Source organism: Rubellimicrobium sp. CFH 75288 (assembly GCF_009904055.1).
Taxonomy (GTDB): Bacteria; Pseudomonadota; Alphaproteobacteria; order Rhodobacterales; family Rhodobacteraceae; genus Rubellimicrobium.
Genome location: NZ_WYDP01000008.1, coordinates 209,602 through 229,294 on the forward strand (window position 1 = coordinate 209,602; position 19,693 = coordinate 229,294).

16 protein-coding genes are annotated in these 19,693 nt (G+C 71.6%); 6 read left to right on the forward strand and 10 right to left on the reverse strand.

Annotation, left to right across the window (positions count from 1 at the left end; translation table 11 throughout):
- Window positions 1-2: 2 nt before the first annotated feature.
- The 4 genes from GT358_RS09460 to iolE form a co-directional block, all read right to left on the reverse strand.
- Window positions 3-1,952 (reverse strand): hybrid sensor histidine kinase/response regulator, encoded by a 1,950-nt coding sequence (locus GT358_RS09460; protein WP_166582360.1) that lies wholly within the window; start codon window positions 1,950-1,952, stop codon window positions 3-5.
- The gene (locus tag GT358_RS09465; RefSeq protein ID WP_166582361.1) at window positions 1,952-2,386 is read right to left on the reverse strand and encodes a response regulator; all 435 of its coding nucleotides are present in this window, start codon (window positions 2,384-2,386) and stop codon (window positions 1,952-1,954) included. The genes GT358_RS09460 and GT358_RS09465 overlap by 1 nt, the downstream gene beginning before the upstream one ends.
- Before the next feature lie 11 nt (window positions 2,387-2,397).
- A complete protein-coding gene (locus GT358_RS09470; protein WP_166582362.1) occupies window positions 2,398-5,229 on the reverse strand; it encodes an ATP-binding protein in 2,832 nt (943 codons plus the stop codon).
- Between the two features lie 69 nt (window positions 5,230-5,298).
- The gene (gene iolE / locus GT358_RS09475) at window positions 5,299-6,225 is read right to left on the reverse strand and encodes a myo-inosose-2 dehydratase (protein ID WP_371416255.1); all 927 of its coding nucleotides are present in this window, start codon (window positions 6,223-6,225) and stop codon (window positions 5,299-5,301) included.
- A 175-nt stretch (window positions 6,226-6,400) separates the two neighbouring features.
- Here iolE and GT358_RS09480 point away from each other — a divergent pair, with 175 nt between their 5' ends.
- The 4 genes from GT358_RS09480 to GT358_RS09495 all read left to right on the forward strand — a co-directional run bounded on the left by GT358_RS09480 (window position 6,401) and on the right by GT358_RS09495 (window position 9,805).
- Window positions 6,401-7,516: a Gfo/Idh/MocA family protein gene (locus GT358_RS09480; RefSeq protein ID WP_166582363.1), complete on the forward strand. Its 1,116-nt coding sequence runs from the start codon at window positions 6,401-6,403 to the stop codon at window positions 7,514-7,516.
- A 69-nt stretch (window positions 7,517-7,585) separates the two neighbouring features.
- On the forward strand, window positions 7,586-8,110 hold the full coding sequence (locus GT358_RS09485; protein WP_166582364.1) for a flavin reductase family protein: 525 nt from the start codon (window positions 7,586-7,588) through the stop codon (window positions 8,108-8,110).
- A gap of 137 nt (window positions 8,111-8,247) precedes the next feature.
- Window positions 8,248-8,853 carry an SH3 domain-containing protein gene (locus GT358_RS09490; RefSeq protein WP_371416256.1) on the forward strand — a complete coding sequence of 202 codons (606 nt, stop codon included), beginning with the start codon at window positions 8,248-8,250 and terminating at the stop codon, window positions 8,851-8,853.
- 28 nt (window positions 8,854-8,881) lie between these two features.
- Window positions 8,882-9,805, forward strand: a complete 924-nt coding sequence (locus GT358_RS09495) for a cation diffusion facilitator family transporter (RefSeq protein ID WP_166582365.1) — start codon at window positions 8,882-8,884, stop codon at window positions 9,803-9,805.
- Between the two features lie 9 nt (window positions 9,806-9,814).
- Here the strand turns inward: GT358_RS09495 and hisG are convergent, their stop codons facing one another.
- The 3 genes from hisG to hisS are packed head-to-tail and all read right to left on the reverse strand — an operon-like array spanning window position 9,815 to window position 13,118.
- The gene (gene hisG, locus GT358_RS09500; RefSeq protein WP_166582366.1) at window positions 9,815-10,528 is read right to left on the reverse strand and encodes an ATP phosphoribosyltransferase; all 714 of its coding nucleotides are present in this window, start codon (window positions 10,526-10,528) and stop codon (window positions 9,815-9,817) included.
- On the reverse strand, window positions 10,525-11,613 hold the full coding sequence (locus GT358_RS09505; protein ID WP_166582367.1) for an ATP phosphoribosyltransferase regulatory subunit: 1,089 nt from the start codon (window positions 11,611-11,613) through the stop codon (window positions 10,525-10,527). The genes hisG and GT358_RS09505 overlap by 4 nt, the downstream gene beginning before the upstream one ends.
- Window positions 11,610-13,118, reverse strand: a complete 1,509-nt coding sequence (gene hisS / locus GT358_RS09510; RefSeq protein WP_166582368.1) for a histidine--tRNA ligase — start codon at window positions 13,116-13,118, stop codon at window positions 11,610-11,612. The genes GT358_RS09505 and hisS overlap by 4 nt, the downstream gene beginning before the upstream one ends.
- Before the next feature lie 138 nt (window positions 13,119-13,256).
- Here hisS and GT358_RS09515 point away from each other — a divergent pair, with 138 nt between their 5' ends.
- Both GT358_RS09515 and GT358_RS09520 read left to right on the forward strand, forming a co-directional pair.
- Entirely contained in the window at window positions 13,257-14,183 is a 927-nt protein-coding gene (locus GT358_RS09515) for a YiiX/YebB-like N1pC/P60 family cysteine hydrolase (protein ID WP_166582369.1), read from the forward strand.
- Between the two features lie 45 nt (window positions 14,184-14,228).
- Entirely contained in the window at window positions 14,229-14,426 is a 198-nt protein-coding gene (locus GT358_RS09520) for a SlyX family protein (RefSeq protein WP_208103434.1), read from the forward strand.
- A gap of 155 nt (window positions 14,427-14,581) precedes the next feature.
- On the opposite strand, the gene GT358_RS09525 is transcribed toward GT358_RS09520, so the two are convergent.
- From GT358_RS09525 to GT358_RS09535, 3 genes are all read right to left on the reverse strand, one after another.
- On the reverse strand, window positions 14,582-15,133 hold the full coding sequence (locus tag GT358_RS09525; protein WP_166582370.1) for a hypothetical protein: 552 nt from the start codon (window positions 15,131-15,133) through the stop codon (window positions 14,582-14,584).
- A 73-nt stretch (window positions 15,134-15,206) separates the two neighbouring features.
- Entirely contained in the window at window positions 15,207-18,710 is a 3,504-nt protein-coding gene (gene dnaE, locus GT358_RS09530) for a DNA polymerase III subunit alpha (RefSeq protein ID WP_166582371.1), read from the reverse strand.
- Between the two features lie 74 nt (window positions 18,711-18,784).
- Window positions 18,785-19,594 carry a DUF6544 family protein gene (locus GT358_RS09535; protein WP_166582372.1) on the reverse strand — a complete coding sequence of 270 codons (810 nt, stop codon included), beginning with the start codon at window positions 19,592-19,594 and terminating at the stop codon, window positions 18,785-18,787.
- Window positions 19,595-19,693: the final 99 nt, after the last annotated feature.

Sequence of the window (19,693 nt, forward strand, 5' to 3'; positions counted from 1 at the left end):
GGTCAGGTCCCGGCCTGCGCACCCTTGCGATCGCCGAGTGCTTCGCGCAGCATCCGTGCGAGATCGCTGACGCCGAACGGCTTGCGCAGGATGAGGGCATCCGCTCCGGCCGCCCCCTCGATGGCTTCGGAATCGGCATAGCCGGTCGCAAAGACCACCGGCAGGTCCGCCCACCGCGCGCGGGCTGCCGCAACGAGTTCGGCACCTGTCAGACCGGGCATGGCAAAATCGACAAGAAGCAAGTCCGGTCGTTCGAGGGCGATGTCGGCCAGCGCTGCTTCCCCGTCGGACGCCTCGCGGACTGTGCACCCCAGCAGGCCCAGCGACTCGGCCAGCAACGCGCGCACCTCGGGATCGTCATCCACAACCATGACCGTCGCCTTCGGGACGGCGGTCTCCTGCCCGTCCTCGACGCCGGTCTCGTCGGTGCTCGCGGGCAGTGTCGAGCGCTGGAGCAGGACGCGCACGGTCGTCCCAAGGCCCGGTCCGGTCTCGATGCGGACCGTTCCGCGGCTTTGCCGCGCGATTCCGAAAACCTGGCTCAGCCCCAGCCCCGTTCCCTTTCCAGGCCCCTTGGTCGTGAAGAACGGCTCGAGCGCCCGCGCAGCAACCTCGCGCTCCATGCCGATCCCGCTGTCGGAGACGGACAGTTCGACATAGCTGCCCTCGGCAAGCTCCGGATCGCGGGCGATCTCCTTGATGCGCGTTGCGATCACGATCGTGCCCCCGTCCGGCATGGCATCCCTCGCGTTGATCGCGAGGTTGAGAACCGCCATTTCGAGCTGGGTGGGATCGGACAGGACCGTGGCTCCGGCCGCCTGAAGGTCCATCTCCACCTGGATCATGGGACCAATCGACCGATCCACGAGGTCGCGCATGCCCTCGATCATCGCATCGAGGCCGACGGGACGCTCCTCAATCCGCTGGGCCCGGCTGAACGCCAGAAGCTGCGCCGTGAGCCGTGCGCCGCGGGCAGCGGCCTCGAGCCCGGCATCGGCGAGCGCCCGCACCTTTTCAGGCTCGTCGGCGCGCCGGCGAACGAGTTCGAGACTGCCCGAAACGGCCTGCAGGAGGTTGTTGAAGTCGTGGGCGATTCCACCGGTGAGCTGACCCAGGGCTTCGACCCGTTGCGCCTGCCGCAGATGCTCTTCCAAGGCGCGCTGCTCGGTCATGTCGCGGGCCGTCCCGTAGATCAGGGACCCTTCCGAAACGGCCGTCCAGGCGAGCCATCGCCACGACCCGTCGCGATGCCGCATCCGGTGCACATGGTTCAGAACGGGCTGAGCCTGCGTCAGTTGCGCGTGATGGCGCTCGCTCTCGGCCAGATCGTCGGGGTGGACCAGTTCCCGAAAACTGCGACCGATGAACTCCTCGGGCCGGTAGCCGAGGATCGACTCGACCGACGGATTGACATCGCGGAACACCCCGTCGAATCCGGCCACTGCCAGCATGTCGCGGCTCAGCCGCCAGAGCCGATCGCGCTCGCGGGTCCTCGCGTCGACCTGCGCGGACAAAAGAGCGTTCAGCCGTTCAACCTCCCGGGTGGCGGCCTCGGCGGCACGCCGCAGCCGCGCGCCTTCGATCGCGCCCACGATCGCTTCCGCCAGAAGGTCGCGGAAATGGCCGGCCGTGTCTTTCCAGACGTAATCCGCCGCCCCTCCCTTCAGGGCCGCAACGGCCACATGGCTGTCCTCCGAGCCGGTCACATAGACCACGGGCGGCGGCTCGGGCAGCTCCTGGATCAGGGGCAGCACGTCGAGGCCGCTCCAGCCCGGCATGTGGTGGTCCAGCGCCACGGCAGCAAAGGTGCCGGTCCTCAGCCGTTCGAGGCCTTCATCCGGACTCTCGACATGCTCGACAGCGAAGCCCTTCTTCTCCAAGGTGCGGCATACCAGCCGGCCGAGACCTGGATCGTCATCGATGTAGAGGACGCGCGGCGGGCCGCCGGTCATCAACAGGTCTCCGGCACCGTGATGACGGAGAAGAACAGGCCGAGCTGACGGATCGCGTTGGCGAAGCCCTCGTAGTCGACCGGCTTGGTGATGTAGACGTTGCAGCCCAGATCGTAGCAGCGCTGGACCTCGCGGCTGTCGTCGGTCGTCGTCAGCACGACGACCGGTGCCCTGCGCGTATGCGGGTTGCCCTTGATCCGCTCGAGAACCTCGATCCCCGTCATGTCCGGCAGGTTCAGGTCGAGAAGGATCAGCATGTGCCGCTTCGCGCTCGCCTCGCCGCTGCCATCCGCTCCCAGCAGGTAGGCCAGCGCGTCCGTGCCGTTCTGGAAGGCCACGATGTCGTTGCGCACGCCCGCGCGGCGGATGTTGCGCTCGATGAGCCGCGCGTGACCAGCATCGTCCTCGATCATCACGATGCAGACAGGATGCATCCCATGTTCTCCTACTCGGCCGCCGGGCGCGCGGCGAGTGCTACAGCGGGCAGCGTGACGATGAAAGTGGTTCCCTTGCCCGGCGCGGAGTCAAGCTCGATCCGGCCGCCCATGGCCCGCACCAGCGTGCGCACGTGAGCCAGCCCGATTCCTTCGCCCGGACGATCCTGCGTGCCGGCGCGTCGGAAGAGCTCGAACACCCGACCGTGATCCTTGGGGTCGATCCCGCGCCCATTGTCGCTGACACGGTAGACGATCTTTCCCCCCGATTTTGCGCCGTCGATCCGGATGTGGCCGGGTCTCGCCGGGTCCAGATACTTCACCGCATTGTCGAGAAGGTTGCCGAAGATCTGCGACAGGGCGAGGCGGTCCGCCACCAGGTCGGGCAGAGGCTCCACGATCTCCAGCGTCGCCTCCGCCTCCTCCACCTGATGCTGCATCGCGGCCGCCAGGTCTCCGATCAGCGCGGACATGTCCACCCGCTCTGCCTCCAGCCGCCGGCGGCCCTCCCGGGACAGCTTCAGGATCGCCGCGATCAGACCCTCCATCTTCGTCGTCGCGGCCTGGATGAAGCGCAGGGCCTCGTCGAACTCCTCGATGGTCCGTTGACGCTCGGGATCACCGGCGGGGCGGGCTCCGGCCTCCAGCAGTTCGTCACGCAGCGATCGCAGTTCGCTCGTGAAGCCCATCACATTCACCAGCGGCGAGCGCAGGTCGTGGCTGACGATGTAGGCGTAGCGCTGCAACTCGTCGTTGGACTCGGCCAGTTCGGCCGCCTGTTCGGACAGGATGGTGTTGAGGCGCTGCAACTCCGCCTCGGACCTGTGCCGGGCCGTGTCGTCGCGCAGCGTCAGTACCGAACCCAGACGGGCGCCATCGGGTCCGAACACGGGCCGGGCACCGCCCACCACGACCAGTTCCGTTCCGTCGGGCCTGCGAATCCGCCACCGCGCATCGTTGACGGTCTCCGCATGGCGCACGGCCCGGTAGAGAGGCAGATCCTCGACAGGATGGGGCTCGCCCTCCATCGTCAGAAGCGAGTAGCTCCGCGTGTAGTCCTCCGGCGCGATGTCCAGCTTGGCCACGCCGTGCAGGCGCGCGGCTGCCTCGTTCACGAACACGATGCGACCGTCCGGATCGGTCACGATGACGCCCTCGGCCAGCTGCCCCAAGATCGCCGCCGTCTCCGCCGCGCGGGCCTGGGCGTCGCGGCTGGCCTGTTCCAGCGCGGCTTCGGCCGCCCGGCGGTTCTCGATCTCCTGCTGGGCCGCCTGGAACAGATGCGCGCGTCCCAAGGCAATGGCTGCCTGCCCGGCGAACCCTCCGATCAGTCGCTCCTCCCGCAGCCCGAAGCGGCCGGGCACCGGATGGCCGAACAGGAGCGCTCCGAGAATCTGTCCCTTGCCGGAGACGACTGGAATGGCGAGGTAACTGCGCACCGGCAGGTGGCCTTCGGGCAGTCCGCCGTGGCTGCCGTAGCGGGGATCGTGCAGCACGTCGTCGGACCGGATGACCCCGTGCCCCTGGAAGGTCGGGGTGAACAGCGTCGTGGCCCGGGGCATGCCGAACCGCGTGAAGGCCTCCTTGGGCGCGCCCGTCAGGGCAAACAGGCGCCACGCCTCCTCGCCGCGATCGTCCACGACGCGCTCGAAGAAGGCGCCGTAGGCGGCTCCGACCAGTCGGGACGCCTCCTCGATGACGACCTGCGCCACGCGGTCCGGCTCGATCTCCTGGGCCAGCGTCGTCCCGGCACGGTTGAGGATGTCCAGCGTACGGTTCTTCTCGCGGAGGTCGGCGGTCGCATCGGCCAGCGCCCGGCTCACATCGTCCACTTCCCGCAGACCCGTCGCCAGCGGCGGACCGACGTCGCGGCGCCCGAGGGCCTCGGCCTGCCGCTGGAGAGCGCGCACCGGTGCCGCGATGCGACGCTCGGCGATCAGCCCGAGAGACGCCGAAAGCAGGAGCAGACCGGCCCCCAGCCCCGCCAGAATGCCGACCGACCGCCGCACGGGGCTCGCGAGGTCCGCTCTGCGCACGCCCACCGCGACGCGCCAGCCGGCGCTGGGGATCCGGGCATAGGCACCGAAGACCCGCTGCCCGTCCGCGGTGAAGCCCAGCCAGGTGCCGCCCTCTCCGGTCGTGGCGTCGATCAGGTCCTGCGTCGCACGCGTGCCGACAAATCGCTCGGGGTCGCGGTTGCGGGCCATGATCGTTCCGGCCCGGTCCACGATCGCCCCCGTCCACGCCACGGGGAGCTGCGCCGCATCCACGATGCCCTGAAGCCGGCGCTCCGAGTAGTTGACGGACAGCAGCCACCGGGGCTCGCTGTCCTCGAAGATCGGCGTGACGGCGGCAAAGATCGAGTCGCCCGACACCGAGCCCGTGAACAGGTTCGTCACCACGGCCGCGCCGGTCCGCAAGGCTTCGGCATCCTCCTCGAGGATCGTGACGGGAAGCGGATCGCCGAAGGGCCGGCGCGGGTTGACCACCTGCTGACCGTCCGGCGTCCTCAGAACGGTGACGATCCCCCTGCGTTCGAGCAAGTCGCGCGCCTCGGCATGGAAGGACACGAGATCGCCGCTGCGCAGATAGGGCGAGGCGGCCAGGACATCCACCGTGGCCAGCAGGGCGCCGACCTCCCGCTCGGCGGCATAGGCGATCCGCTGGGCGGCATCACGGGCCGAGTTCTCGAGGTTGCGCCGCTCGGCCTCGCCATAGCTCCAGAGCGCCAGACCGAGAAGAAGCAGGATGGGGAGCGAGAACAGCAGCGTATAGACGAACAGGTTACGCCTGACCGTCCAGCCGCGCTGCGGTGCGGCCGCTCCCTCGATCGCAGTGGTCAAGGCTTCAGCTTCCCGTTCCTTCCGGGTTCCGGCAGCTTGCGCTACACGAAAGTTCCCTCCGGCGCAACGTCACCCCGTTTCGATGCTGTAACCTGCGGCCCGCAGCAATCGGGTGAGTTCCTGCCACCCGATCCGGGCCATCTGGGCGGGTGGAGCCTGCCTCGGGTCCTGTTCCGCCTCGACGACGAACCAGCCCTGGTATCCGTTCCGGGCCAGCCGTCCGAGGATGGCGGCAAAGTCGAGATCGCCGTCTCCGGGAACGGTGAACGCGCCCTTGACCACAGCGTCGAGGAAGCTTTCGCGCTCCCGGTCGATGCCATGCACGACGCCAAGCCGGACATCCTTGGCGTGGACGTGGTTGATCCGTTCCGCATGGCGGTCGATGAGGGCCAGGACATCGCCGCCGGCAAACGCGAGATGTCCCGCGTCGTAAAGCAGACCCAGCGCCTCTCCGGTCGCCATCATCAGCGCGTCGATCTCCTCCTCGGTCTCGACGACGGCCGCCATGTGGTGATGATAGCTGAGCGGAACCCCCTGCTCGGCGCACCATTCGGCAAAGGCCGTCAGCTTGCGGCCGTAGGCGCGCATCTCGGTCTTGTCGATCCGCGGCTTGCGCGCGAGCGGAACCGTGCGGTCGCCCTGGATCGAGCGCGCCGTCTCGCCATAGATGAGGCACGGTGCCCCCGTCGCGCGGAACAGGTCGAGCTGGGCGCGCACCCGGTCCTTCTCCTCCTCCAGCGAACCGTCGAGGAGGCGGCCGGAGAACCATCCGCCGCATACCTGCATGCCGTGCTGATCGAGAACCGGCTTCAGGACGGCAGGGTCCATCGGGAAGCGCCGGCCCGTCTCCATGCCGCAATAGCCGGCCTCCGCCGCCTGCCGGAGGCATTCCTCGAGGCTGACGTCGTCCGACAGGTCGGGCAGGTCGTCGTTCCACCACGCGATCGGCGCAATCCCCAGTCTGGCCTGCACGGTCTCCTCCGCCTCGCGGGACACCCGGCCTTCCTGCCCGTCCCCCTTTCGCCACGCAAGTCGGCCGCCGCAGCGCCTGACGCGTTTTCATCAGGTTCCCCGCGCGTCCTGCCTCATCGCTGAGGAAGGCACGACGATCGCGGCTGGACTTGCCCCGGCCTGCCCTTCACCAAGACCTCGGCACCAGACGGAGGAGGTCATGGGCAAACCGCTGCTCCGCGTCGGTCTGATCGGCTCCGGCTTCATGGGGCGGGCCCATGCCTTCGCCTATGCCACGGCCGAGAAGGTCTTCGACCTGCCGTTCCGCATCCGCCTCGCCGTCCTGGCCGACGCCACCCCCGAGGCGGCACGGGCCGGGGCCGAAGCCCTCGGGTTCGATGCCTCCACCGCCGACTGGCGGGCGGTGGCGGAAGGAGAGGATGTGGACGTGGTCCATGTCACCACGCCCAATGCCCTTCATGCCGAGATGGCGATTGCCGCCCTGGAAGCCGGCAAGCCGGTGCATTGCGAAAAGCCTCTCGCCCCGACGCTGGCCGAAGCCGTCCGCATGGCGGAGGCGGCAGAGCGAGCGGCCCTGCCCACGCAAGTCGGCTTCAACTACCTGTGCAACCCCATGGTGCGGCTTGCCGCCCGGATGATCGAGGATGGGGCGATCGGCGCCGTCCGGACGGCCCGGTTCGTCCATGCCGAGGACTACATGGCCGATGCCTCCGTGCCGTGGGGCTTCCGCCACGACCCGGTTGGCGGAGGGGTTCTCGCCGATCTGGGGTCGCATGCGCTGGCCACGGCCGAGTTCCTGCTCGGCCGTGTTGGGCGGGTTCTCGGCGACTGCGTCACGGTGATCGCCGAGAGACCCGCCGAAGGTGGCCCCCGACCGGTGGTCGTGGACGATGTGGCCCGGGCATTCCTCCGGTTCGTCAGCGGGGCGAGCGCATCGCTCGAGGCGTCCTGGATTGCGACCGGGCGGACCATGCAGCACGACTTCGAGATCCATGGCGAAAGGGGCGCGATCCGGTTCACGCAGGAACGCCTGAACGAACTTCACCTCTATCTCACCCGCGACCCCGACGGCCTGCGCGGCTTCCGGCGGATCGAGGCGGGCCCCGCCCATCCGCCTTACGGCCGTTTCTGCGTCGCCCCCGGCCATCAGCTCGGCTTCAACGACCTCAAGGCGATCGAGATCGCGGGATTTCTCGATGCCGTGGCCGGACAGGCACCGGCCGCCTTTCCGTTCTCCCGTGGAGCGCGCATCCAAGCGCTGGTCGAGGCCGTGGCCCGGTCCTCTGCCATGGGCGTCTGGACAGAACCGGGCTGACGCTCACCTTTACACCGGAACCGGCTCCCGCCAAAGGTCGGGCGCAGCAATCCGGAGGACCCCCGTTCCATGCAGAGCTTCGCGCCCGCGGGCGAACCGCTCGCCTTTCGCCAGGCGCTCGGCGCCTTTGCCACGGGCGTGACGGTGGTGACCGCGCGGAGCGCGGCCGGTGACCCAGCCGGCATCACGGCGAACAGCTTCACCTCGGTCTCGCTCGATCCGCCGCTGGTCCTTTGGTGCCCGGCCAGGGCGTCCCGGCGGTTCGCGCTGTTCTCCCAGGCCGAAGCCTTCGCGATCCACGTCCTCGCAGCCGAACAGCAGGCAGTCTGCGACGCTTTCGTACGCTCGGCCGACGGGCAGGGGCAGGTCGCCTTCGACGACGGGCCCGACGGCCTGCCGCTGATCGGGGGCTGCCTGGCCCGGCTGCTCTGCCGGCGCCATGCCCTCCTCGATGGCGGGGACCACGCCATCGTGATCGGCCGGGTCTGGCAGGCGCAGCGGCGCGACGGCGCGCCGCTGGTGTTCCAGGCAGGCCGCTACGGTCACTTCGCTCCGGCCGCCGAACCCCATCCCAGCCCGGACAGTTCCGCCTGAGACGTCCTGCCGCCCGCCGTCGCGCCGGAGGCACAACGGCCTGCGTGCCGTGGCGGGCCCCTTCCGTCCTCCGTCGCCCTTGTGGCACGTTGGGCCCGATCCCCGGTGCGACCGGTCCGGACGGAGGGGTGGCAGGCATGATGCGCGCGGCAGGTCTCGTTCTTGGGCTGGCGGCCTCCTGGGCCTGCTCCGGCGCGGCCGAGGCCCAGCTCCGCCCGCAGATCCGACCCGCAGCCCTCGTGCAGCCAGCCCCAGAAGTCTCCTCCGACGCCCCTGTTGCGGGCAGCCCGCCCGCCGTGACGTCCGAGGAACCGCGCGTCGGGCCGGAGACGGGTCTGCCCCTGCCCCGGTTCGTGTCCCTCAAGACGCGCGAGGGAAATGCCCGGCGCGGCCCCGGCATGGACCACCGGATCGACTGGGTGTTCGTCCGCGAGGACATGCCGCTCCTCATCACCGCCGAATACGGGCACTGGAGGCGGGTCGAGGATCGCGACGGGCATGGGGGTTGGGTCCATTACGCCCTTCTGTCCGGCGTCCGTACGGTGATCGTGGATGCCCCGCTGGCGTCGCTGCGCTCTCGCCCCGAGGAGCGCGCCCCCGAAACGGCGCTCGTGGAGGCGGGCGTGGTTGCTCGGCTGGAAATCTGCCAGCGGGACTGGTGTCGCATCAATGCGCGCGGGCACCGGGGCTGGACACCCAAGGCTGCGATCTGGGGCGTCGGTGCCGACGAGATCCTCGACTGACCTGCCCCGGCGATCCGGAGAGCGTGGCATGATCAAGCTGCCGACATCGTCGAACCCCCGGGGCCGCATGGCGGTGGCCGCAGGGGTGGCCTCGGTCTCCGTTGCGCTGGTCCTGACGCTTCTCAAGCTGTGGGCCCTGGGGGAGACAGGGTCGCTTGCCATCGCGGCCACGCTGGTCGATTCGGCGATGGACCTGCTGATGTCCACCGGGGGGCTGGTCGCGATCGTCTATTCGCAGCGGCCGGCGGACGATGATCACGCCTTCGGTCATTCCTCTGCCGAGGATCTCGCCGCGCTCGCGCAGTCGATCCTCGTGGCGGTGTCGGCCGGCGTGATTGCCGTGGCCGCCCTGCGGCGGCTGCTGTCGGCCGAGCAGCCCGAACTGCAATCCGAAGGGCTCGGGGCGATGGTGCTCGCCATCTCCATTGCCCTTACTGCCGGGCTCGTCGTCTGGCAGCGCATCGTGGTGCGCGCGACGGGCAACCGCGTCGTGGCGGCCGACTCGCTTCACTACCTCGGCGACCTGCTGCCCGCCCTGGGCGGACTGCTCGCGCTCTGGGCATCGGCCGCCTACGGGCTGACGCAGGTCGACTCGGTCGTCGGTCTCGGAGCCGCCGCGCTGATGCTGGTCGGGGCGGCCGGGATCGGGCGCAAGGCCTTCGACGCGCTGATGGACCGTCGCGCCGATCCCAAGATCATCGCCGGAATCGAGGCCATCGCCAGCGGCTTTCCCGGCGTCCGGGGGTTCCACGACCTCAAGACCCGCACCGCCGGGAGCCGCATCTTCGTCAACATCCACATCGAGCTCGACGGCGAGCAGTCGCTGTCGGAGGCCCATGCCATCGGCGCCGCCCTGCGCCGCGCCATCCTGCATGCCTACCCCGAAGCCGACGTGATCGTGCACAAGGACCCTGTAGGGGTCGAACGCCACCCGGACGACCCGCGCGGCTGATCCGCCTGCTCAGCCCCCCGCTGCCGGGATGGTCTGCCCGCCCACCCGCTCGAGCAGACGGTCCAGCGCCGCCCGTTCCGCCCGCCCCCATCCGGCTGTCCGAGACCGGAACAGCGTCGCCTCGCTGCGGTGGATCACGCCGTCGTCCAGCACACGCAGGCCGTTGGCGCGCAGCGTCTCGCCGGTCGAGGTGATGTCGGCCACCGCCTCGGCCGCCTCGGCCTTGACCGTACCCTCGGTTGCGCCCTGACTGTCCACCAGGAGGTAGTCGGCCACGCCGTGGGCCCGCAGGAAGTCCCGCACCAGCCGGTGATACTTGGTGGCGATCCGCAGCCTGCGCCCATGCGCCTGTCGAAAGGCCGCGCAGGCCGCGTCCAGATCGTCGAGCGTGCGCACGTCCACCCAGAAGTCGGGCACCGCGATCACCACATCCGCGGCCCCGAAGCCCATCGGGGCCAGGGCCTCCAACCGGCGCTCCCAGCCCGCCACCCTCTCGCGCACGAGATCCGACCCCGTCACCCCCAGATGCAGCCGCCCCGAGGCGAGGTCGCGCGGAATCTCGCCCGCCGAGAGCAGCACGGGCTCGAGACCCTCCCAGCCGGCGCGGGCGGCATAGGTGCGCTCTCCGCCGTCGCGGCTGAGAGGGATGCCGCGGGCGGCGAACCAGGCAAAGGCGTCCTCCATCAGGCGCCCCTTGGACGGCAGGCCGAGGCGCAGGGTCATCGCCCGCCCCCGAACCGCAGCCGCGCGGCCAGGCCCGCGCGGACCGCACCCCCCACCGCCGGAACCGCACGCCCCTGCCCCAGCACGCGCGTCAGCGCGTCGTAGCGGCCGCCCGAGGCGACCGGGGGCAGGTCGGGACGCCTCTCGGCGAACAGGCCGAACACGAAGCCGTCGTAGTATTCCAGCGTCGTGCGCCCGAAGCTGCCCTCGAAGCGCAGCGCCTCGGGCGCGATCCCGCGGCGCTCCAGCGCGGCGAGGCGGCGCGCCAGCCGCTCGGCCGCCGGGGCAAGGCTGGGCGCGCCCGCGGCCAGCGCCCGCACCGTCTCCAAAGCTGCGGGCGCGGGGGCCGCGATGGCGAGCAGCGCGTCGATCAGCGCCACCTCGGCGGCGGTCAGGGGCGGCTCGGCGGCCTCGGCGCGAAGGGCGTCGAGGCGGGCCTCGACCTCGGCGCGCGAGCGCAGGCCGATCTCGGGTCCCGCCCCCTCGAACGGATCGGCCAGCGCGAGCAGGCGTTCGCGCGCGGGCGGGGGCGCGGTGCGGCCGGCATAGCGGTCGAGCAGCGCGCGGAAGCGGCGGGGCCGCCACAGGTGCCGCCGCAGCGCGGCCTTGCGCGCGGGACTGGCGGAGAGCCCTTCGACCGCCGCGAGCAGAAGCCCGATGTCTCCGGTCGCGGCCCGCAGCGGCAGGTCGGCCAGCGCGGCGGAGAGGGTGGCGAAAACCTCGGCCTCGGCCTCCTCGGGATCGGAGCCGCCGAAGATCTCGAAGCCCGCCTGGAGATACTCGGCCGGGCGGTCCGGGTCGTCCTCGTCCTGCTGGCGGAACACGGCCCCGGCATAGGCGTAGCGGGCGGGGTCGCGCCCTGCCTCCATGTGCATCCGCACCACCGGCACGGTGAAGTCGGGCCGCAGCATCGCGTCCCCGCGCGAAGGGTCGTGGACCACGAAGGCGCGGGCGCGGATGTCCTCTCCGTAGAGGTCGAGAAGCAGGTCGGCGGGCTGGAGCACGGCCGCTTCCACCTCCTCTGCGCCGGCGGCAAGAAAGGCGTCGAGCAGGCGGCGCGCCTCGCGGCGGGCGGGGGTGCTCATGGCCGGGCCATCAAGGCGAGCAGGTGGCGCACGACCCCGTCGCGGGGCACCTCCTGCTGGGCGGGGCGGTCCTTCCACTGCTCGAGCGTGGCGCCCTGCGCGAGCGCGGCGCCGAGGGCGAGGTCCTTGACCTGCACCACGCCCCGTGCGTGCTCGTCCGAGCCCTCGATCAGCGCGAAGGGCGCGCCGCGGCGGTCGGCATACTTCATCTGGGCACCGAAATTGCGGGGATTGCCCAGATAGACCTCGGCCCGGAGACCTGCGGCGCGCAACTCGGCAGCGAGGGCGAAGTAGTCGGCCATGCGGTCGCGATCCATCACGGTCACGACGATCGGCCCCCGGGCGGCCGCGCCGGGGGCGGTCCCGCGCGCGGCCAGAGCGGCCAGCAGCCGGTCCACCCCGACCGAGACGCCCGTGGCGGGCACGGCCTCTCCGGTGAAGCGCCTGACGAGGTCGTCGTAGCGCCCGCCCCCGGCGACCGAGCCGAACTGGCGCGGTCGCCCCTCCTCGTCGGTGATCTCGAAGGTCAGCTCGGCCTCGAAGACGGGGCCGGTATAGTAGCCGAGGCCCCGCACCGTGGCCGGATCGAGCACGAAGCGGTCGAAGCCGCCGGCGAGCAGAAGCTCGGCGATCTGGCGCAGGTCCGCGAGGCCGCCCGCCCCCTCGGCCGTCCGTCCGCAGAGCGCCCCGAGATTGGCGAGAGTGGCCGCCCCGTCGGCGCCGCGGGCCCGCACGAAGCCCAGGATCACCGCCGCCTGGTCGGGCGAGAGACGCGCGCCGGGGGTGAAGTCCCCGGACTCGTCGCGCCGCCCCTCGCCCAGGAGGGCCTGCACCCCCTCCTCTCCCAGCCGGTCGAGCTTGTCGATGGCGCGCAGCGCGATTCCGCGGGCAGCGGCGTGGCGGCCGGGATCGGCCGGATCGAGAAGGCCCGCCGCCTCGAGCACGCCGTTCAGCACGCGGCGCGTGTTGATCCGCACAAGGTAGTCGGTCCGCGCGATCCCCGCCGCCTCGAGCGCCTCGCCGAGGGTGGCAACGATCTCGGCGTCGGCGGCAACGCTGGCGGCGCCCACCGTGTCGGCGTCGCATTGCGTGAACTGGCGGAAGCGGCCGGGGCCCGGCTTCTCGTTGCGCCAGACGGGTCCCATCGCATAGCGGCGGTAGGGCACGGGCAGCGCGGCGCGGTGCTGGGCATAGACGCGGGCGAGCGGCGCGGTCAGGTCGTAGCGCAGCGCGAGCCAGTCGCCAGCCCCACCCGTCGCGTCGCCGTCGTCCTCGCGCCAGGCGAACACGCCCTCGTTGGGTCGGTCCACGTCGGGAAGGAACTTGCCGAGGGCGTCCAGCGTCTCGACCGCCGGCGTCTCGAGCGCCTCGAAGCCGTGGCGGCGATAGACCTCCGCGATGCGGTCCAGCATGGCCGCCCTCTCGGTCACCTCGGCGCCGAAATAGTCGCGGAAGCCCTTGGGCGTCTGGGCCACGGGGCGGCGGGGCTTCTGGTCCTTGGGCATGGCGGGTCCGCTGGGGATGGATCGGGCGCGGCTTAGCGCACGGGGTGGAAGGGGGCAACTCGCGGCTCTTGCGGCAAGGGTCCGGCGCGGCCAAGCTGCGACCGGGAGAGAGACCGGAACGGGGACCGGGACGGGGCGATGCGGCAGGTCTGGCCGATGGCGCTGCTGTGCGGCATGCTGGGAGGCTGCACGCCCTTCCACCCTCCGCGTCCCGGCGACCCGGTCCCCGACGACCCTGCCGCCGCGCTGGCGGGCTGCTGCGAGGGAGAGGACGCGCGTCTGGGCGCCTATCTGGGCCTCTTCGACCAGACGACCGGCGGGGGGGCGGGGGCGCTGCCGCCCGCGCTCGTCCGCGCGGGGCGGGACGCGGCGCTGCGGCGGGGCTGGATCGAAGGGCGCCAGGGGCCGCAGGAGTGGGTCGTGGCGCAGGCCGAGCCGTTCGACGTCATCGTGGTGAGCGGCAAGCAGTACCTCTGGGCGCGGGTGACGCCGGGCTACTTCACGCATGCGGCGATCTATCTCGGGACCGAGGCGGAGTTGCGCGCGGCGGGATTGTGGGCGCATCCCGCGCTCGATCCGTGGCGCGCCCTGCTGCGCGACAGGGCGATGGTGGTGGAGGCTTCGGGGCTCGCGGTCGAGGTGCTGCCGCTCGAACAGGTCATGCGCGTGGACGCGCTCGCGCTGCTGCGGCCCCCGGCGGTCGGCGGGCGGGCGCGGGACGAGCGGCTCGGGCGGCTCATGGGGCTGGTGGGAGAGCCCTTCGATCCGCGATTCGACGGGGACGACCGGGGCGCGCTCTACTGCACCGAGCTGGTCCAGGCAGCGATGCCCGAGACACGGCTGCGCTCCCGCGAGGTGGCAGGCCGGGCGCTGCTGCATCCCGACAGCGTCGTGGCGGATGCGCTGACGGGGGAGAACGGGCTGCGCTTCGCGGGATTCGTGGCGGGGACGGAGGAGGGGTGGTTCACCGGAACGCCGGGACTGGTCGCCGCAACGGTGGGGCGGCACTGGCCGGGAGGGCTGGTGGGAGGCGGCGCCGGTCCCTGCGCGCGACCGGGGCGCTAGGCGGGGGCTGGACAAGCGGGGGCGGGCCGCTCCAGCCTCGGGGGCATGAGCGACATCGTGGCCATCGAGGAACGGCTGGCGCATCTGATCCGCGCCGTGGACGACCTCTCCGACGAGGTGGCGCGGCAGGGGCGCGAGATGGCGATGCTGCGTGCCCAGCTGGAACGGCTGGTCCAGCGAGAGGCCGAGCGCGAGGCGGAGGGCGTGCGTGCCGCACCGATCGACCGCCCGCCGCACTGGTAGCGGCGGGACGGGCGGCGGCAGGCATCGGGCGGCGGGCATGACTCGGTCCTCGGTTGTGGCGGGGACAGGGTCGCGCAGAAGGGTTAACAAAGCGTTGGGGCACCGCGCGGTGGTGTCACGCTTTCTTAACCTCTGGTCGGGACAGGGCCCCCGAATCAGCGATCGGCGGCCACGACCTCGCCCGCGTGGAGCAGCAGATCCTCGTGCCGTTCGGCGTCGATGGTCGGGTAGAGCGACACGAACACGGTATTGGCCTCGAGCGCGGGCAGGCGGGCGCCGCAGGGGGTGAGGGCGGGGACTCCGCAGATCTCGGCCTTGATCGATTCGTAGGCGGCGTCCGTGGGCGAGAGGGCGCGATCGGTGGCGGCGTAGCGCGTGACCTCGTGGGTGCCCACATCGCCGAACAGCGCCAGCGCAGCGGTCACGCGCCGGGGGCAGCCATCGGCGAAGCCCGTGATGTGATGGACCCGCGGGCCCGTGGAGGCGGGGTCGGTGTCGTGGAGCGTGTAGCCCGCGCGGGTGGCGATGGGCCGGCCCAGCGCCTCCCCCTCGACGCCGCAGGCGGTCGCGAAGAGAGCGCCCCCCTCGACCGGCCCCAGCGAGGCGACCTGCGCGCCGCCCCCAGCGGGCGGGTTGGACGCCGGCACCCCCCCGGTGCCGCAGGCCGCGAGCGCGAGACAGACGAGGCCGGCGGCGGGTCGGGTCATGGGGGCTCTCCCTGCTGGTCGTCCGGGGGGTTCTAGAACCGGGAGCGCGGCTTTCCAAGGCGAGGCCGCGGGCTCAGACCTCCTCCACCTCCAGCACGCCGGGCAGCGAGCGGAGGGCCCGGCGGGTCACGGGAGTGACGGGCCAGCCCTCGCCCACGTCGATCTCGACCTCGCCCGGCAGGGTGGGGTGGCGCAGCAGGAGCGTGACGCTGCCGCGGCCCGCGCGCGCCGGCGGCAGGCCGCGCAGGGCGGAGCGGGCCTGGTCCAGGGCCGCGGCCACGAGCGGCAGGGCTTCCTCGCGTTCGACGAAGACGCGCAGGCCCGCAGCACCGGCCACAGCCTCGTCCACCGGGCGCACGGCGCGTCCCGTCAGGCGAACGCCCTCTCCCTCGGGCACCGCCTCCACCTGCACGACGACGAGGGAGCCGGGCTCGAGAAGGGGACGCGAGGCCTCCAGCGCCTCGCTGAACAGCGTCACCTCGAACTGGCCGGTCGGATCGGAGAGGCCCACAAAGGCGAAGCGGTTGCCGCGGGCGCTCTTGCGCTCCTGCCGGGAGGCGACCACCCCCGCGACCTCGAGCAGGCGGGGGCCGTCCTGCACCAGCGCAGCGATCTCCTCGTGGGTGCGCACGCCGCGCCGGCGCAGGCCGGGCAGGTAGTCGTCGAGCGGGTGGCCGGACAGGTAGAAGCCCACGGCCTTGAACTCCTCGGCCAGCCGCTCGGGCCCGTCCCAGTCGGGCGGATCGGGCAGGCGCGGCTCGGGCAGGTCGTCGCCCGCCTCGCCGAACAGGGACACCTGGCTCGAGCCCTTCTGCTCGTGGCAGGCGGCGGAATAGGCGACCAGCGCCTCGAGACCCTCGAGCACGCGGCGGCGGTTGGGGTCGAGGATGTCGAAGGCACCCGCGCGCGCCAGCATCTCGAGCGGGCGCCTGCCGATGCGCTTGAGATCCACCCGGCGGGCGAAGTCGAACAGCGTCACGAAGGGGCGAGTGCCGCGCCCCTGCTCGATCAGCTTCATCGCCTCGGGGCCCACGTTCTTGAGCGCGCCCAGCGCATAGGCGATCGCGCCGTCCACGACCTTGAAGCAGGCGTCCGAGCGGTTCACGCAAGGAGGCGTCCACGGGATGCCGAGGGTCTTGCGCACCTCCTGGAAATAGCCCGCGAGCTTGTCGGTCAGGTGCAGGTCGCAGTTCATCACGCCGGCCATGAACTCGACCGGGTGGTTGGCCTTGAGCCAGGCGGTCTGGTAGCTGACCACGGCATAGGCGGCGGCGTGGGACTTGTTGAAGCCGTAATTGGCGAACTTCTCCAGAAGGTCGAAGACCTCGCCCGCCTTCTCCTTCGGCACCCCGTTGCGGACCGCACCCTCGATGAACTTGGGCCGCTCGCGGGCCATCTCCTCGGGGATCTTCTTGCCCATCGCGCGGCGCAGCAGGTCCGCGCCGCCGAGCGAGTAGCCCGCCATGACGCGGGCGATCTCCATCACCTGCTCCTGATAGACGATGATCCCCTGCGTCTCCTTCAGGATGTGGTCGATGCTGGGATGGATCGACCCGAGCGGGCGCAGGCCGTTCTTGACCTCGCAATAGGTGGGGATGTTCTCCATCGGACCGGGGCGGTAGAGCGCCACGAGGGCCACGATGTCCTCGATGCAGGTGGGGCGCATCCGCTTGAGCGCGTCCATCATGCCCGAGGATTCCACCTGGAACACCGCCGCGACGCGGGCGCGGGAATAGAGCTCGTAGGTCCTGGGATCGTCCAGCGGGATGGCGCCGATGTCGTTCTCGGTCCCCGGCGCGGGGTCGTAGAGGCGGGTCCCGTCGGCCGCGACGTGGAGCGGGCGGGTCGCGGTGATGAGGTCCACCGCGTTGCGGATCTGGGTCAGGGTCTTGAGGCCGAGGAAGTCGAACTTCACCAGCCCCGCCTGCTCGACCCATTTCATGTTGAACTGGGTGGCGGGCATGTCGTCGGTGCCCGGCGCGCGGTAGAGCGGCACCAGCTCGTCCAGGGGGCGGTCGGCGATCACAACGCCCGCGGCATGGGTCGAGGCGTTGCGCAGCAGGCCCTCGAGCTTCTCGGCATAGGTGAGGCAGCGGCGGACCACCTCGCCTTCGCGCATCGCCTCGCGCAGGCGGGGCTCGTCGGCCAGCGCCTTGGTGACGGAGACGGGCTTGACCCCCTCCATCGGGATCATCTTGGCGAGGCGGTCCACCTGCCCGTACGGCATCTGGAGCACGCGGCCCACGTCGCGCACGGCGGCCTTGGAGAGCAGCGCGCCGAAGGTGATGATCTGGCCCACCCGGTCGTGACCGTAGCGGGACTGGACATAGGCGATCACCTCCTCGCGCCGGTCCATGCAGAAGTCGATGTCGAAGTCGGGCATCGACACCCGCTCGGGGTTCAGGAACCGCTCGAACAGGAGGGAGTAGCGCAAGGGATCGAGGTCGGTGATGGTGAGCGCATAGGCCACGAGGCTGCCCGCCCCCGATCCGCGCCCCGGCCCCACGGGGATGTTCTGCGCCTTGGCCCACTTGATGAAGTCGGCGACGATCAGGAAGTAGCCGGGAAAGCCCATCTGCTCGATCACCGAAAGTTCGAAGGCGAGGCGCTTCTCGTACTCCTCGACGGGCGCGGCGTGGGGGATCACGGCAAGGCGGGCAGCCAGCCCCTCCTGTGCCTGGCGGCGCAGCTCCTCCACCTCGTTTTCGGCAAAGCGGGGCAGGATCGGCTTGCGCCGGGGCACGCGGAAGGCGCAGCGGCGGGCGATCTCCACCGTGTTCTCCAGCGCCTCGGGGAGGTCGGCGAACAGCGCCTCCATGGCGCGGGGCGGCTTGAACCAGTGCTGGGGCGTCAGGCGGCGGCGCGGCTCGGCCCCGTCCACGAAGGTGCCGTCGGCGATGCAGAGCAGCGCGTCGTGCGCCTCGTAGAGGCTCTCGTCGGGGAAATGCACGTCGTTGGTGGCGACCAGCGGCAGGTCGAGCGCATAGGCGAGGTCGATCGAGGGCCCCTCCGACAGGCGCTCGGCCTCGGGCAGGCCGCCTTCGACCGGGTGGCGCTGCAGCTCGACATAGAGGCGGCCGGGAAAGGCGCGGGCCATGCGGCGCAGCCATTCCTCGGCCCGCCCCCCCTGCCCCGCCCGCAGCATCCGCCCCAGGGGACCGTCCGGCCCGCCGGTCAGGCAGATGAGCCCCTCCGCATGCGCCTCAAGCTCGGAGAGGGCGATCTGGGGCTGGGGCGAGCCGCCAAGATAGGCGCAGGAATTGAGCTTCATGAGGTTCATCCATCCCGCCTCGGACTGGCAGAGCAGGACGACGGGGGCGGGGCGGTAGGGCGAACGCCCCGGCTCGGGGTCCAGATAGCACAGGTCCATCTGCGCGCCGACGATGGGCTGGACCCCCGCCTTGATCGCGGCCTCGGAGAACTCGAGCGCGGCGAAGCAGGCGTTGGTGTCCGTGAGCGCCACCGCCGGCATGCCCGCCGCCGCGGCGAGACCGGGCAGCTTCTTGACCGGCACCGCCCCCTCGAGGAGCGAGTGCTCGGAATGGACGCGCAGGTGGATGAAGCGGGGATCGGCCATGGGGGCAGACTAGGCCGCACCCCGGCCGAGTCGCCAGCCCCCGCGCCGGTCGGTCCGCCCGCGTACCGCCGCTGCTACTCCACGAGGGCGTAGCTCGTGACCTCGCCCTCGAAGTAGTCGGCGTAGCCGGTGGGATAGACATAGCCGACCGCGCCGCGCGCAGGGATGCGGCGCGGCCCCACCATGCGGTAATCCCAGAAGCGGCCGCGCCATTCCATCGGCTCGGACGACCCGGCGACCGGCCGGGCCGGCGCCTCCATCGCCACGATGTCTCCCGCCTCGTCGAAGGCGAAGCGCACGACGGCCGGGCCGGCGACGGTGTCGAGACGGGCCTCGGCCCGACCGTCGGGAAGCAGGCGCCAGGCCACGGACCGGTTCGCCAGGATCGCGTCGGGCGTCCAGGGCAGCTCCGCCAGGTAGCGGAGCGCCTCGCCCAGGGCCACGTCCGGGCCCGACCCGCGCGCGACGGGGATCGCCCCGAGGAGCCGTGCCTCGAGCAGGCCCTCGCCCGCGACGTACTGGTCGACCACACGGACGACGTTCAGGGGCCCGATCCGCTGAGCGGCGTCCCAGACAAACCCGGCCGCGGCCACGGACGAGATCTGCCTCGCCTCATAGGTCGCGAAGGCCGCGTCCGGCCCCGATCGCAGCCGCGCCGTCTGGGTCGCCACGACCGCGCGCGGCGTGCCGGTCGCTCCGGCCCTGCGCGCGAACGCCTCCACCGGGGGCGGCAGGTCGGACCGGATCGCGCCCGGGGGCAGCGCGAGGAGCCGGGCCTCGGCGGCGGCGATGCGAGAGCCGAACGACCGCGCCAGCCAGACCTGCGCCGCCAGCAGGGTCAGGACGAGCACCAGGACAGCCCAGAGGGCGATGCGCACCGCCATGGCCTCCGCCTGCGGACGGGTCTTGCGCCGGCAGACTAGCCGGACGGGGGGTCCGGGAGAAGCGGCCGCGTGCGGGGCTTGCCAAAGGTGTCCTGCCCC